Annotated in this window: 16 protein-coding genes; all 16 read right to left on the bottom strand. The window is 68.8% G+C overall.

Annotated features, from left to right (window positions below; translation table 11 throughout):
- Window positions 1-117 precede the first annotated feature (117 nt).
- Entirely contained in the window at window positions 118-522 is a 405-nt protein-coding gene (locus A3CU_RS0141610; protein ID WP_027947219.1) for a hypothetical protein, read from the bottom strand.
- A 35-nt stretch (window positions 523-557) separates the two neighbouring features.
- Window positions 558-1151, bottom strand: a complete 594-nt coding sequence (locus tag A3CU_RS0141605; protein ID WP_027947218.1) for a hypothetical protein — start codon at window positions 1149-1151, stop codon at window positions 558-560.
- Window positions 1152-1216: 65 nt separating this feature from the next.
- Window positions 1217-1507: a hypothetical protein gene (locus A3CU_RS0141600; RefSeq protein WP_027947217.1), complete on the bottom strand. Its 291-nt coding sequence runs from the start codon at window positions 1505-1507 to the stop codon at window positions 1217-1219.
- On the bottom strand, window positions 1504-1902 hold the full coding sequence (locus tag A3CU_RS0141595) for a minor capsid protein (RefSeq protein ID WP_027947216.1): 399 nt from the start codon (window positions 1900-1902) through the stop codon (window positions 1504-1506). The genes A3CU_RS0141600 and A3CU_RS0141595 overlap by 4 nt, the downstream gene beginning before the upstream one ends.
- Before the next feature lie 3 nt (window positions 1903-1905).
- Complete coding sequence (locus tag A3CU_RS0141590) at window positions 1906-2325, bottom strand: hypothetical protein (protein ID WP_027947215.1); 420 nt, start codon at window positions 2323-2325, stop codon at window positions 1906-1908.
- A gap of 20 nt (window positions 2326-2345) precedes the next feature.
- Window positions 2346-2813 (bottom strand): phage protein Gp36 family protein, encoded by a 468-nt coding sequence (locus A3CU_RS0141585; RefSeq protein WP_027947214.1) that lies wholly within the window; start codon window positions 2811-2813, stop codon window positions 2346-2348.
- Window positions 2814-2816: 3 nt separating this feature from the next.
- The gene (locus A3CU_RS0141580) at window positions 2817-3092 is read right to left on the bottom strand and encodes a hypothetical protein (protein ID WP_027947213.1); all 276 of its coding nucleotides are present in this window, start codon (window positions 3090-3092) and stop codon (window positions 2817-2819) included.
- A gap of 27 nt (window positions 3093-3119) precedes the next feature.
- Entirely contained in the window at window positions 3120-4037 is a 918-nt protein-coding gene (locus A3CU_RS0141575) for a hypothetical protein (protein ID WP_027947212.1), read from the bottom strand.
- A gap of 62 nt (window positions 4038-4099) precedes the next feature.
- Window positions 4100-4522 (bottom strand): hypothetical protein, encoded by a 423-nt coding sequence (locus A3CU_RS0141570; RefSeq protein ID WP_027947211.1) that lies wholly within the window; start codon window positions 4520-4522, stop codon window positions 4100-4102.
- A 71-nt stretch (window positions 4523-4593) separates the two neighbouring features.
- Entirely contained in the window at window positions 4594-5766 is a 1173-nt protein-coding gene (locus A3CU_RS0141565) for a hypothetical protein (protein WP_156960829.1), read from the bottom strand.
- A 5-nt stretch (window positions 5767-5771) separates the two neighbouring features.
- Window positions 5772-9047, bottom strand: a complete 3276-nt coding sequence (locus tag A3CU_RS50470; RefSeq protein ID WP_052373128.1) for a hypothetical protein — start codon at window positions 9045-9047, stop codon at window positions 5772-5774.
- Window positions 9048-9049: 2 nt separating this feature from the next.
- A complete protein-coding gene (locus A3CU_RS0141555) occupies window positions 9050-9778 on the bottom strand; it encodes a structural protein (protein ID WP_156960828.1) in 729 nt (242 codons plus the stop codon).
- 12 nt (window positions 9779-9790) lie between these two features.
- Window positions 9791-11254: a phage portal protein family protein gene (locus A3CU_RS0141550; protein WP_027947208.1), complete on the bottom strand. Its 1464-nt coding sequence runs from the start codon at window positions 11252-11254 to the stop codon at window positions 9791-9793.
- Between the two features lie 157 nt (window positions 11255-11411).
- On the bottom strand, window positions 11412-11672 hold the full coding sequence (locus tag A3CU_RS0141540; RefSeq protein ID WP_027947206.1) for a hypothetical protein: 261 nt from the start codon (window positions 11670-11672) through the stop codon (window positions 11412-11414).
- A 29-nt stretch (window positions 11673-11701) separates the two neighbouring features.
- Window positions 11702-12037 (bottom strand): hypothetical protein, encoded by a 336-nt coding sequence (locus A3CU_RS0141535; RefSeq protein WP_027947205.1) that lies wholly within the window; start codon window positions 12035-12037, stop codon window positions 11702-11704.
- A gap of 178 nt (window positions 12038-12215) precedes the next feature.
- Window positions 12216-13706, bottom strand: a complete 1491-nt coding sequence (locus tag A3CU_RS49350) for a hypothetical protein (protein ID WP_052373126.1) — start codon at window positions 13704-13706, stop codon at window positions 12216-12218.
- Window positions 13707-13723: the final 17 nt, after the last annotated feature.

The raw sequence follows: 13723 nt of genomic DNA, 5'->3' as shown, positions 1-13723 counted from the left end.
CCTCGCCGCCGCCGAGGTCGCGCTGGAGTTCGTCCAGGTACATGTCGGATTGCCACCAGGGCAGCGCGTCCCATTCCTCGACGGTGTAGCCGAGGTGTTTGCGGACGAGGTAGTAGGTCAGGCGCCCGGCAGCGCCGCGGGTGTACGCGTCGTACCGGGCTTCGCGCCTTCCGGGCGGGTCAGCTCCCCGAGCAGCCAGCCGAGGAACGCCTGCCGTGGCCGGTGGCCTGCCGCGTCGAGGTCTTCGCGGGTGGGATGGTTTTGGGTGACCTCGCAGATCGCGTCGGTGGACTCGTCGGTGACTGCGTCCATCTGCTCGGCCGTGAGGCCCTGCATGACGCGGGACAGTTCGACGGAGCTGGCGGTGTCGTCGATCTCGACCCCGGCGGCGCGGACGCTCAAGCGCAGCCGGGCCAGGAACTTGTTCACCGCCTTCGATGACGGCTCGGGCACGGTGCCTTTCACGCCGTTGCCGAAGTCGTAGTCGAGCGGGGCGGCGTGCTCGGACAGGACGAATCCCATCGGGTGTTCTCCTTACGGTGCAGGGGCTTGGTGGGTCAGAGGGCGGCCGCGTCCATGTTCTTGATCACGACGTCCGACGGGGCGCACAGCGCCGTGAGGCTGATCGCGTAGGTGCGCTGGTTGTTGGCCCTGCGGTACTGGGTCTTCGCGTTGCCCACGCTCTTGACCGGCTGAAGCAGGATGCGCCGCCAGAACCCGGCCTCGTTGACTCCCTCGAACCCGAACGCGAAGTTGTCCATCTCGTCGCTGATCGTCAGTACTGAGGTCCCGGGAACGCCGCTCGATGCGGCCGTGGACACGATCGTGCCGCCGCCGTAGGCCCACAGCATCGTCTCCAGCGTGTCCTGCGCCAGCTCGAAGTTGGCGGTGAAGTCCATCGACTTGGTTCGCTGGTCGACCGGTGTCATCTGCTCTTCGATGGTGATGTCCTGCGGTGTCCGCTTCACGTCGAACGACAGGCCGTCCATGGTCGCCCCTGGCGGCGTCCACAGGCCGCCCCATGGGGTGCCGAGCGGCACGATGTCCTCGGGCAGTGTCGCCGGACTCGCGGCGTTGTAGGGCTGCAGGTACATGGCGGCCTGGCCGACGAGGACCTTGGCGGGGTCGTAGGTGGGCACAAGGGTGGGCATGGCGTCCTCCGGGCATGAGAAAACCCCCGGCGGTCACCGGGGGGCTGGAGTGGCTGAGCTGGGGGTTACTGGATTTCGCGCAGGGCGATGCCGGAGCGCAGCGCGGCGGTCCGCACCTTTTCGGCCTCCGACGCCGGCACTTTCGTGCCCGCGGTGGTGATCGCGTGCTGGCCGACGCGGAACTCGCTGGTGAACGGTGGTGTCGCGAGGGTGACCGTCGACTCCTCGGCCGAGGCCGGGCTGGTGTCGACGGTGTCCGCGCTGGCCGGCTTGCTGTCGCCAGCGGTCGCGGTGTCCGGCGTGCTGTCGTCGGTCGTGGCCGTGGTCTTCGCGGTGCCCTTGCGGGGGGTGGTCATGGTGCCTCCAAGATGCGAGCGAGGTAGGTACAGACGAACTCGGTACGGCCACCGTCGTCAGGCTTCGCCGACAGTGGCGCGGGCCGGCCGCCGGAGCGGGTAACCCACACCAACTGGGTGGTGCCAACCAGCGTGGGGAAGGTGGCGCCGAGGATGCGGCGGTCCGCGTCCAACGCGATGTTCTCGGCGTCGTCGGGCTGGTTCTGCGCACCCCGTATCCGAACCTGGAAGCCGGGCGTGTCCGCCGCGCCTTCGAGGGCGAGCCCGACGCCGGGGATCGGGGTGACGACACAGATCCGGTCCGGCATGTCCGGGATGGTGCCGGTGCCGTTGATGATCGGCACCGGCACGCCCAGCCCGGTCAGCCACGACATCACCGTCTCGGTGGTCCACATCGGCTATTCCCCGTACTGCTCGGGGTGCAGGTGCCGGTGCCGGATACCGGTGCGGTGCTGCTCGCGCAGTTCGGCCTCGGTGAGGCGGCGCTGCACCGGCTCCCGGTCGTAGACGGTCTCGCCGCCGCTGGTCACGCTCGGGTGCCCGGATTCGCGGAGGTTGCCGAACTCGAGCGGTGCGTGCTGGCCGAGCTGGTCGGCGGCGAGGTTCTCCATGGCGTCGATCATCGGTTCCACCGGACCTGTCTCCAGGGTTCGGCGGGCGATGTCGTCGAGGTAGCCGCGGTACTCGGCGTGCAGCGGCTGCTCGAGGTACTTGGCTTGCCCGCCGCGCGGGTGGTTGAGCTGCAGTTCTTCATGCTGGTAGCGGGCGTAGACCGGGTAATACCTGGTCGACAACGACACTGCCGACCAGATTTGCATCACCTACCTTCGCCGCCAGTTCAGCAATACGGTCGTCGAACGCGTCCACTGGTCACTCCTAACCCGAAGTCGTCCAGCCCGAACAGATTGCCGATGTAGCGGTTGTGGGCCCGCATCGTCGCCGCGCCCTCCGACACGGGCGGCCCGGACGGGAGGTCCCGTTTCCCGGCCGCGAGCTTGTCCAGCATGTCCTTGGCGCGCTGGTAGCGCAGGAGTACCGGGTCCTGCTGGGTTTCGTAGTCCTTGCCTTGCCGGTACAGCAGGTCGGCGAGGTAGGCGGCGATGTCGCGCGTCAGGTCCGCCACCAGCTGCGGCACCGGGTCCGCGAACGGGGTGGTGTAGCGGACGGCGAGCGCGGCATCGACCTCGGCCTCGGCGGACGTGATGGCCGAGGCGATGTCCGCATCGCTGAGTTCGGCGGCCGTCCCGACCGGGTTGGTGGGGTCGCGGGCGAGGATGGCGCGCACCGCGGCGACCGTCACGTACACCGGTCAGTTCCCGTCCGGGTTGCCGCTGTCGGTCTTGGCCGCGGTCTTGCTGGTCGTCTTGGCCGCCGTCTTGCCGGTGTTCTTGGTGTCGCTGGTCTTGCTGTCCGGACTCTCCGACGGCTCGGACGACGTTTCCGTGGTGTCGCCGCCGGTGGCCTTCTCCGCCCAGCCGCTGGCGACCAGGCTGTCGCCGGCCGTCTGGTCGAGTTCGATGGTGTCGCCAGGCTCGTGAGCGATCAGCCCGACGAAGGTGCGCCGCTTGACGGTGTACTTGGGCATTGCTGCTCCCTACGGGTTGATGGTCGGTCAGGCGCCGGCGAGGTCGACGACGGCGACGGCGAGCGGCTGGTCCAGGCCCATCGCGGAGGCGCGCTGCACGTCGCTGCGCCAGCTCTTCTTCTCCTCGACCCGGTACACGGCGGACGCCTGCAACGGGATCTCGTCGGCGATGAACCCGCAGATCCCGCGCTGGGCGATGATCACCTTGTGCGGGTCGATCGAGTCGAGTTCCGGGGTGACCAGCACGTTGAGGCCCTGGATCTTGTACGGCAGTTTTCCGGTGTAGAGCAGGTTCTCGTCCGCGATGTTGCCCTGGTAGGGCTTCTGGAACGTGTCGTCGGACATGATGTCGAACGCGGCGTTCTGCCCGATGATCATCACATCGGCCTCGAAGCCGAAGCTCGCGCCCTGCGAGGTCTTCGCGGTGTTGACGGCCTTCTTGCCGGCGTTGATGTCCTTGCGGATGGTCGCGGAGGTCGAGTTCGTCCAGTCCGAGCCGCCCGCCACGACATTCCCCGCGCCCGACAGCAGCATGTTCAGGAACGCGTCGGCCCAGTTGCGGACCAGGGTGTTCTTGACCTGCTGCAACTGGCGGGTTACCGGGTCGACGACCTGCCGCCTGCGCATCCGGTCAGACACCATGATCCCGAGCGCGCGTTCCTGGGCGTAGGCGACCTTCGGCGCACCGACCGAGGTTTGCGCGATCGGGACCTCGGAGAACTCGCCCCGGATCACCGAATCGGTGTCGGCGTAGGGCGGGGTGGACTCGTTGTAGCGCACCGCGCCGGATTCGACCTCGCCGGCCGAGCGCAGCACGGCGTCGGCGATGAAGCCCTGCTTCATCATGTCGACGATCAGCGTCGGCAGCCGCAGCGGGTCTTTGACGAAGTCGTTGACTGTGACCTTCGGGCCGTCCGAGCTGGACACCACGGGGATCGTGGCCATGTGGGTTACTCCTCACGAGTGGTGGCCGTCGAGCACGGCCGGGGAAGGGAAAGAGCAGGGGGTTACTGGACGTCGATGCGGGCGCGACCCACGGCGCCGGAGGCGACACCCTTGGGTTCGGTGCAGCGGCCGATGATCAGGCGGAAGTCGGTGTCGGTGCCGCCCACAAACGGGGTGACCTGGCCGTTCGCGGCGGCCTTGAGCCGGTCGCCGTAGTTCGCCGCCGCGGCGTAGGTGACGCGCACGTCCACGTCGTCAGCGACCGAGGTGTACGGGTCCGGCCAGGCGGTGCTGATCGGGTTTGTGGGGGCCGATCCGGCGGGCTGGGCGTCGGTGAGCGCGACACCGAGCACGTTGGTGGCGCCCGCGCCGGCGGGCTTGACCTTGCCGGTGGTGCCGTCGGGAACGACGAGCTGGCCGCCGGTGACCGCGGCCGACACCTCGCAGGTGTCGGGCCCTTCCCACAACACAGGAACGATCGACATTTCTTCTCCAGACATGAGAAAACCCCCGGACACGTCGGGGGTTCGATGGATGGTTGCGGCGAAACGGGTGGTCAGACACCCAGCTGGGCGCGGGCCTGCCCGACCCAGGACCGGAGTTCGTCGGCCTTGGCCTTGTCCTGGTCGGTTTCCACGGCGCTTCCGAGCGGGCTGGACAGGTCCAGCAGCTTGATCTGCCGGCCGAACTCGGTGAGGACCTTCCGCATCACCGCGCCCGCGTCCACGCTGTCGCCGTTGGACAGCTCGATCACGTTCGAGCCGAGCAGCAGCGGCTTCGCCAGCTCGGTCACCGCCGGCGGAATGCCGTACTCCGAGGCCAGCTTGTCCCGCTCGGCCTCGTAGTTGCGCTGGTCGAGCTGCGCCTGGATGTTGGCGAGCTGCACCTGCAGTTCGGCGGTGCGGGCGTTGGCGAGCTCGACGGCGGCGCTGTCGTTGGATGCGGTGACCAGTTCCGGCTCGCTCGGCGCTGGGGCGTCCTCGGCCGGGGTCTCGCCGCCCTCGGCGGCCAGCGCTTCCAGCGCGATGGCTTCCAGTTCCTCGTCGGTCAGCTCGGGGTCGCCGGGGGTGTCCTCCGGCTTGTCCTCGGCTGGCTGGTCGCCGGGGTTGTCGTTCCCGGTCGGGGCGTTGTCGAACTCGGCCAGGAGACTGCGCAGTTTCGCCAGTTCGTCGTCGGTGAGTTGAGCCATGGGCTCCTCCTTGGTGTCGTCCGCGAACGTGGCCGCGGTGAGGTCGACGGTGTTGTCGACCTCGATGGACAGGTTCACGGCCTCCCACGGCCGCATGCCGGTGATGCGCGGGTCGGCGGTGATCAGGGCGTGCTGAATCGCGGCCGGGTAGTGGCGGCCGTCGGCCCGGTCGTAGTTCTCGAGGATGCGGGCGGAAATCCCGATCTCGGGGTGTTTCTCCAGCAGTTGCGCGGCTTCGTCGTCGGCGTGCACGATCACGTCCAGGCCGTCCGCGGCCAACTCCATGTCGATGACCTTGCCGCTGGTGGCGCGCGGATCCATCGTGTGCGTGTTCTTCTCGTCGGCGAGCACGAGCGGCACGAAGTCGAAGGCCTGGTCTCGATACGCGGCTTCGATCGCGGCCAGCTTTTCGCGGCTGAACTCGATCCGCCGGCCCTGGTAGTTGATCGACCCGACCGGCAGGATCTGCTTGCGGAACACACGCCCGGTGAGCTTGGTCGCGGCCCCGAAGTCGAGCGGTGTGAGGACCTGGGTGGGCATGGTGGTCACCCCTTGAGCTGTTGGATGCGGTCGAGCACGGTCTGGGATGCGCCGAGCGTCTTGGCGCGCTTGCGCATGTGCGCCTTGACCTGGCTGGTGTTGCCGGCTTTGACGGCGTGGCCCCAGTTGCGGAGCGCGTCGCCGAGTTCGCCGCGGTTGCGGATCGGCCACGACCCGTCCGGCAGCGCCTCACCCTGGGCGGCAGCCCGCCGCCGGGCCTTCGCACGCAGCCGCGGAGGCACATGGGACAGATTCAGCACGTCACCAGCAGCGGTGTTGCTCAGCTTGGCTTCCTGCAGCGCCATCTTGTGAGCCTGCCAGGTCGGCTTTCCGGCCCGGATGAGCCGCTCGTAGGCGGCCTTGTAGGCGCGCTGTTCCTGCGGTGTCAGGTTCCCGATGGAACGGTCCCCGGCTTCCCGCATCGCCAGCCGGTGAGCGGCTTCCCGGTCTATACCCTTCCGGGAGGAGGTGACCTCGAAGTAGCGGTCCTGCTGCGCGGGTGTGAGCGACCGGATGTCGGCCTCGATTTTCGCGTCGATACGGCGCGTCTTCTCCCTTGTTACGTAGGAGCGGACAGAGGCGCCGTAGCCGCCTGTGCCGTGGAGGATGTCCAGGCTCGTCAGCTCGTCGTCGGACAGACCCTTTAAGCCAGAAGTGTCGCCCTTTTTGAGCTGGGAGGCGACGCTGCTCAGTTTCTGGTCGCGTACCTTCTCCACGGCCTTCTGGTTCGGCGACTTGTACAGCTTGTCCAGCTCACCCTGCCGCCGTCCGAGCCAGTTCTGCTGGTACTCGCGCGACGACAGATTCGCGTGGACGTTGCCCCGCTGGTCGACGTAGATCGCGTGCGCCTCGCCCGGTTGGCGCTCGTCGGGGATGACCCATTTGCCGCCGCCGGGCGCGTCTGACCACACGGTGCCGGTACGTTTGCCGCCCTCGAAGGCGATCGGGCCGCCGGCTTCGCCTTCCTTGACCTCGTGGAGTTTGCTCGCGCGACGCGTCGGCTTCGGCGGGGCGAACAGACCGCCCTGCAGGTCCTGTGCGTTGCGTTTCGCCGACCCCGCGGCCTGCTTGTCGACGTGGGCCAATGCCTCGTCAAGGGACGAATGGGTGGCTGTGGCGGCTCGTACCTCGCTGCCGCCGACCTTCGGGGTGTGCCGGCCCGCTGTCGCTGAGCGGTAGAAGTCCGGTGTCTCGCCTGCGGGTGTTGCCATGTCGCCGCGGCGGGTGTTGGTGCGCCCTTCGACGACACCGAGCAGCTTTCCGTCGCGCTTCACCAGGTTTCGGTGCGGCGTGCCGGTGTTCTCCACCAGCAAACCGCTGTGCGTCGTGGACGTGTTGCCTGACGCTGCACGCTGAACGTTGGGGGCCAGCGGCTTACGCGCCTGCCGCGCACGGTGCTCGCGGACAGCCCGCATACCGAGCTTGTGGGCTTCGTCCAGGTTGATCGTGCGCTTCGTGGTCGGGCCGGTGCCGAACACGTTCCGCTCTTGGGCGGTCGATGGGCGCCGGTTGGCCGCGTCGTAGACCTTGCGCTCCTCGGGCGTGAGCGCCGCTTTCTCGGCGTCGCGCCTGTCCCAGCGGGCCGCGTTCTTCTCCGCCGTGGCCCGGCGCGCATCCTCCACGGTCGCGCGGGGCGCCTGCGGCGCCGCAGGTTTCGGCTTCGGCGTGGCCAGCCGCTGCGTTCCACCGGCCACCCGGTCCTGCTCGGTCCAGCCGCCCGGAGGCGCATTGTCCAGCCCTTTCGGCCGCTTCGGGCCCAGCCCTTGCTCGGCGCGACGCTTCCTGGTCTCGGCTGCTTTCGTGGCCCGCGCCGAGCGGGCTTCACGCGCTCGTTTCTCCGCCGCGCGGCGACCCAGTTCAGCCTTGACCGCCCGATGTGTAGTGCCTACCGCCCCCGGCTTGCCCAACCGAGTGGCGCGGCGTGTGAACTCGGAATCAACCGTGCGGAGCTGCTCCTCAGTCAGGTTCGCCGGGTTGACACGGCGCGCAGCGACCCCGTCCGTCAGCCGTTGGCCCACCGGCTTACGCGACTGATGATCGGCAGGCACCGCAGATTTGCCGTAGGAGCCGTGGGTGACGCTCTTGCCAGCACGCTGGTGCACCTCGTGCGCCCGTCCGTGCAGGGACTTCGGCAGGTGTGGGTCCTTGCCGCGGGTGCTGCCGCGCAGCATCTTCGCCTTGACCGCCGCGGCGCGAGGCGTGAGCGGAATCCATCCGTGCTTCCACTGGTGCATGACCACCGCGAGGTCGATGGTCGCCGGGTTGCTGAGGTCCAGACCGGTGGCCAGGTCGTCGAGGTCGCCGGCATCGCGTAGCCGGTCCACGGCCGTCGTGGTGACCTTCGGGATCTCGTCCTGGCGTGGCGTGGCAGGGTCGTCAGCGAACCACTGGCCTCCGTCGCTGGTCCCGGCGGGTCGGCGCGGCTGCGACAACTCGACCGCACGGCTGATGTTCGCGTGGGCGTGCTCGTTCGGCTTCGCCTTCGCACGTGCGCGGGCGGCTTCCCATTCGGCGACCGCCTTCGCGGCGGCGGCCCGGACCTCGGGGTGCACGTTGTCGCCGCCACGCGCCCAGCGCTCAACCGCGGCGATCGCCAGTTGAATCGCGCGGGACTTGTCGTGTCCCTGCCGGATCAGGGCGTGCGCGATGTTCTGGATATAGGCCGGGAGCTGCAGGTTCTTGTCGTGGAACAGGCCGGGCCCGCCAGGCTTGCCGAGCTTGTGGTGCACGCTCGCCAGCGCCGGGGTCTCGACGGACAGTTCCAGGGTGTTGGACAAGGTGACAGCCTCCCCGATCGGGTAGTCATGCACGTGGTCGCCGAGAGTGAGGCGCACCCGGTCGAACGTGACCGGGCCGGTGTGCTTGAGCTTCCCGGGCGGCAGGTTGTAGCCGGCGGTGATGTGCGGCACGAAGTTCGGGTGCTGGGTGGGGTAGTCCTCGCCGAGGGCCCGCCGCGCGACCTTGTCCGCTGCCTGCCGTGGCCCGGCCACAGGCCCGTTGACCATGTACACGTGCGCCGGGTCGAACTCGGTCGAGTTCGGGTTGAACACGGCGTGCCCGAACACCTGGCCCTCGATCGGTGCGCCGATGCCGCGGGCGATGGCGGCCGTGCCGCGCTTGAGCGCGGACACCTGCTGGTCGGGCAGGTTCTTCACGTTGTCACCGAGGTAGGCGAGCGTCAGGTGCATCTCGTGCTGCGGGTCGCCGCCGGGCACGGCGAGTTTCTTCGCGTCGGTCGTGGTGGGGACGAGGGCGATCATGCCGCCGGTGTGGCCAGCCACGCTCACCTCCTCGGGTTGGATGCGGCGACCTCACGGGTACGGCCGGGCAAGTGGGGGAGCAGACCACCGTCGACGAGCCGACGGGTCGGCCACGGGGCGACTGGACGGCATCGGCAGCGGACGTGCACGGTTCCCGGCCACCCGATGCGTGGTTCCTGGTCGGCGTAGAAGTTGCGGCCGTGGGCGGCGCGGCAGTCGGCGGTGGTGCGGTCGTCCATGACCGCGCGCCAGCCGAGCACCCGGCGGGGCTGGCTGGGTTCGCGCGGGTCGATGACCTGCCCGCTGGCGGTGTCGGCTGTGGAGTCGACCAGCGCGGCGGCTTGGGTGCGTCGGTCGCTGGCGTGCAGGTGCTGCCGCCAGTACTGCCGTTCCCGTCTCAGCGCCTCTGTAAGCGCTTCACGCGACGGGTTGGTGCCGAGCGTCCGCGTAAGCCGTTTCGCGGCGGCCAGCAGGTACTGAGCCCGCCGCAACAGGTTCGTGCGCTGCATGCCCTGCGCGGCCGGGCCGAGCGGCAGCACCGCGTCCCGGCCGGTCGAGGTCACCAGCGCGACCGCTGCGCGTGCTGCGGGCCGGGACACCCGGTGCTGGGTGAGCAGGGTGATCAGCCGTCCGATCGGCGGAGCCGGGACCATGGCGAGCAGCACGGCGATCGCGGCGACGATCGCGGCGTCCTCGGCGGCGTTGGACTGCTGCGGCTGCTGGGGCGGCTGTTCTGGCACGGGTGCGGTCACCGCCACCCCCTCTTACCGTGGCGCCGGGTTCGTCACTGTCGGCACGGTCACCGGCCGCGGCGCCGGTGGTTGCGGTGTGGGTGCGGAGTTGGCCGGAACCCCCGGGTGATCGGACTGCACCATGTGGGTGGCGGCGCGTACCGCGGTGCCGATCTTGCCGACCTCCGGCGGCACTCCCGATGGTGGGGCGGTGGCACGTTCTTTCGCGAACGCGGTGATCTCGTCATGCACAGTCTGCTCGTCCAACCCGAGGTAGGCGGCAGTGGACTTGACCAGCTCGTCCACGAACGAGCCGGGCACGTTGAGCTGCGGAGCGGTGACGATCGCCTTCAGCATGTCCAACGCCCGATCGGTGTCCCTGTTTGACAACGGCCCGATGCTGACCGTCGGCAACTCGACGTCGGTGCCGAAGTTGTAGGCCACCAGCGGCCGAATCAGGTACTCGTTGACCGCGTGCGCCATCTCATCGGCCACAGCCTGCCGCGAGGCGAGGAAGAACTCCGACTGGTCCGCGGACAGGGCGTAGGAGCCGACACGGGACGCCGTGCCGCTGTCGGCCAGCTCAGTGAACCCGGCCAGCACGGAGGCGACCATCATCGTGTCCAGGTACTTCACGGCCTGAACGAACTGATCCGCGCCCTGCCCGGACGCCTCGAGGATGTCGAACACCTTCGCGGTCGGGTCCGGGGGCCGCTGCATCCCGATCGCGCCGCCGGCTTTCATGTCGGCCACAGTCTGGGCGTTCTCGTCGGCCTCATCGGGGTCGTTGCCGTAGACGATGGTGTTCGGCAGGCTCTGTTTCTCCAGGTACTGGAACCACAGGAACAGCAGCTTCTGGCTGGTTTCCCAGCACCAGAACGCGACATCCAGGTCGGACACGCCGAGCACCGGTTCGCGGTGCATGCCGTGGGTGTAGATGAACGCCCGGCTGGCGGGGATGCGCACGTAGCCGGGGATGGTGTCCTGCCCTTCGGCGGACAAGGTCACGCCGCCGGGGTGGGCGATCATCTGCCGGAACCCGGCTGGGCGCCCGGTTTTCGGGTCGAACCCGGCCTCACACGACGCTGGTGGCCGCCACGCGACCTCATCGAGCACCACCTGGCCGCCGTCGAGCTTCCATACCAGTTCGAAGAACGCTTTCTTGTAGGTCACGGCCCCGGTCATCTGCCCGATGAGCAGCGGCAGCTTCGGCATGAGGTTGCGCCGCACGAGCTCGGCGGCCGGGCCGGTGCCGGATAGCTTCGCGCCGGCGGAACGCAGCGGCAGCGTCAGCACCTGCTCGACGCTGCGGGCTTTGCCCGACCGGCCGAGCATCTCCTTCAGCCGCCGGTTCTCCCAGCTATAGGTAAAAACATCCCCGCCCCTGTAGTCAGGGAAGAGCCGGTCGTAGATGTCGAACGGGCTGGACTGGGCGGTCCCGGCGAGGGCTCGTTTTTCCCGCTGGTTCAGCTGGCGCGCCTCGCTCTCGCTGGCCACCGGTCACCGCCCTTCGTCATTTCCTCGGTCATGAACCCGTACGGGATCTCGAACTGTCCGCCTGATCCGGCCTCGATACGGCACGGCTCGGGCTGGTCGCTCCATTCGACTGCCACGAGTTCGCGACCGAACAGCCGGACGGTGATCCTCACCGGCCTTACACGCGCTCCGGCCAGTGCCAGGTACCGCCAGGGTGATCGGAGGCGCCTGCGGCTTTGTCCTGGGCGTGCGCCACGTTGCGGTTGAAGAACTGGCCGGTGGGGTTGAGCACGCACAGTCCGACTGTGCCGTCAGCGTCTGGGTGCTCGGTGACCTCGGTGACGATCGCGGCGCGGCACTCGGACTTGTACTCGCCGCCGGGCGTGCCGTAGCTGACGTAGTGCACGATCCTGCCGACGCTCGGCTGCTGCTCGCTCATGTCTCTCCGCTCCTGGTTGTGTGGTGGGCTCAGCTCAACGGCAGCTGGTAGGCGGCGACCTTCACGAGGTTGGAGTCCGCGGTGAACGCGAGGTTGGGGCCGTAGATCGCGAGCGGGAACGGTCCGTAGAGGCCGTGTGCGCTGGCGCTGAGGCTGATCACCTTGCCGGGGCTCGCGACGCCGTCGACCACGCCGGGAATTGCCACCGTGACCGTGTGGCTGGCGGTGTCGGTGTTGGACAGCTCGAGGAACACCTGGCCGCTGTTGGGCACGGTGTTGCCGTTGGTGGCGTCGCACGCCGCCAGGGTCTGGTAGGCGGTGCCGGACCGGCTGATCGTCGCCGGGGTGATCGCGGTAGCGGCCATGGTTACTCCTTCGATGTGGGTCGTGCCGGGGCGCAGGACGTGGTCGGTAACGGCCGGCCAGGATGGCCCCTCGTCGATCCGGCCTGCGCTCGTCCTTGCGTGCCATCCGAGCGTCGTCTCCGCCCCTGCTCGAGACGATGGGGCCGCACGGTTGACGCCCCGGCACGAGAACGGGGGTCTATTCCCAGGTGTCGGATCCGCGGTGCTTGTGCACGCGCGACCGCCGCCGGCCACCGGGCTCGGCCGGTTCCGGGGTCTTGAGCTGCCAGAACGCCATGACCACCGCGTCAGCAGAGTCCGTCGACCGGCCCAGACGCCGCTTGACCGAGTCTTTCTCCTCGACCACGAGGACACCGCCGGCTCGGGTGTTCCACTTCGGGGTGGTGAGTTCGGCCGTCAGCTCGTCGTCGGGCGGCAGGGCGATGGTTGAACCGCCGGCGGGGTCGAGCAGTTCGCGCAGGTTCCACCAGGACGCCGACCTGACGTTCGGGAACTTCCACACGCCGCTGGAGTCGCGGATCTTCGTGCCGTGGCTGCCGTTGAAGGCCTGCACGCGTCGGCCGCGGTGCCGGAGTTGGTCGGTGACGCCGCCGCCGAGCCCGTTGTCGTCGACAACCGCAAGCGACTGCTGTTCGGACGCGAGCTGGGCGTCCACGATCAGCGAGGTCTGGACCGTGTCCTGCTTGGCGTAGCGGGTGACCGACTCGACCACGTCACCGCGCCGCACCGCCACGCACGTCTGGTCCTCGCCCATGCGCGCCACGTCCGTGCTGACGATCTTGCGGCCGGGTTGGGGCGGGCGTCCCGCCTCGTTCCACTCCTGCCATCGCTGGTTCGCCGCAGTCACCCACGACAGCGGGATCAGTGAGTCGTCGGCGTCGGCGAACTCCCCCAACACCTTCGCGCGGTACAGGGGGTTCGTCTTGCCCCACCGCAGTTGCTTGTCCTCGACCCACTCGCGTTGCACCAGCTTCGACGCCATCTCCGGCGAGATCTGCTCCCCGGTGAGCGCGGGCGCGTCGAACGCCGAGATCCGGAACCGGGTCCAGCCCGGCTCCTTCGTGCACACCGTGAAGAAGTGTGAACCGGAGTCGTCGGGGTTGCCGATCGCGAGCAGGTGCTGGTCCTGCCCGGTCATCAGCGAGTCGGCGGCGTCCCACAGCCATTTCGGGATGCCGCCGGCTTCGTCGAGCACGATCAGCATGTGCTCGGCGTGCTGCCCCTGGAAGGCGCTTTGCTGGTGGTCGGCGGGGCGCCGGCCGTAGCCGACGAGGTGCCCGTCGATCTTCCATTCCGGCACCTGCGCTTGGCTGATGAACCCAGGCAGGCCGCCGGCTTCGTGGCCTTGGCGGATGTAGCGCCACAGCACCGCGCGTACTTGGTGCGAGGTGGGTGCGGTCGTGACGACCATCGTGTCCTGGACGGGGTGTGTGGCGAGAAACCAGAGGACCAGTCTGGACGCGAGGTGTGTCTTTCCAACGCCGTGGCAGGACTGGACGGCGGTGAGCTTGTTGGCCGCCACCGAGCGCATGATCTGGGCTTGCTTGGACCAGACGTGTTCGCCGAGTTTCTCGGTCACCCAGGCGACGGGGTCGGTGGCGTAGGCGCGGTTGGCGATGCGTTCGATGGCCTTCTCGAACGCGGCGAGGTCGCCGGTGGCGATGGTCACCGTCGATCACCTCGCTG

The organism is Amycolatopsis taiwanensis DSM 45107 (assembly GCF_000519205.1).
Taxonomy (GTDB): domain Bacteria; phylum Actinomycetota; class Actinomycetes; order Mycobacteriales; family Pseudonocardiaceae; genus Amycolatopsis_E; species Amycolatopsis_E taiwanensis.
Note: the sequence above shows the minus strand (reverse complement) of the source record. Positions and strands in the feature narration are given on the sequence as shown.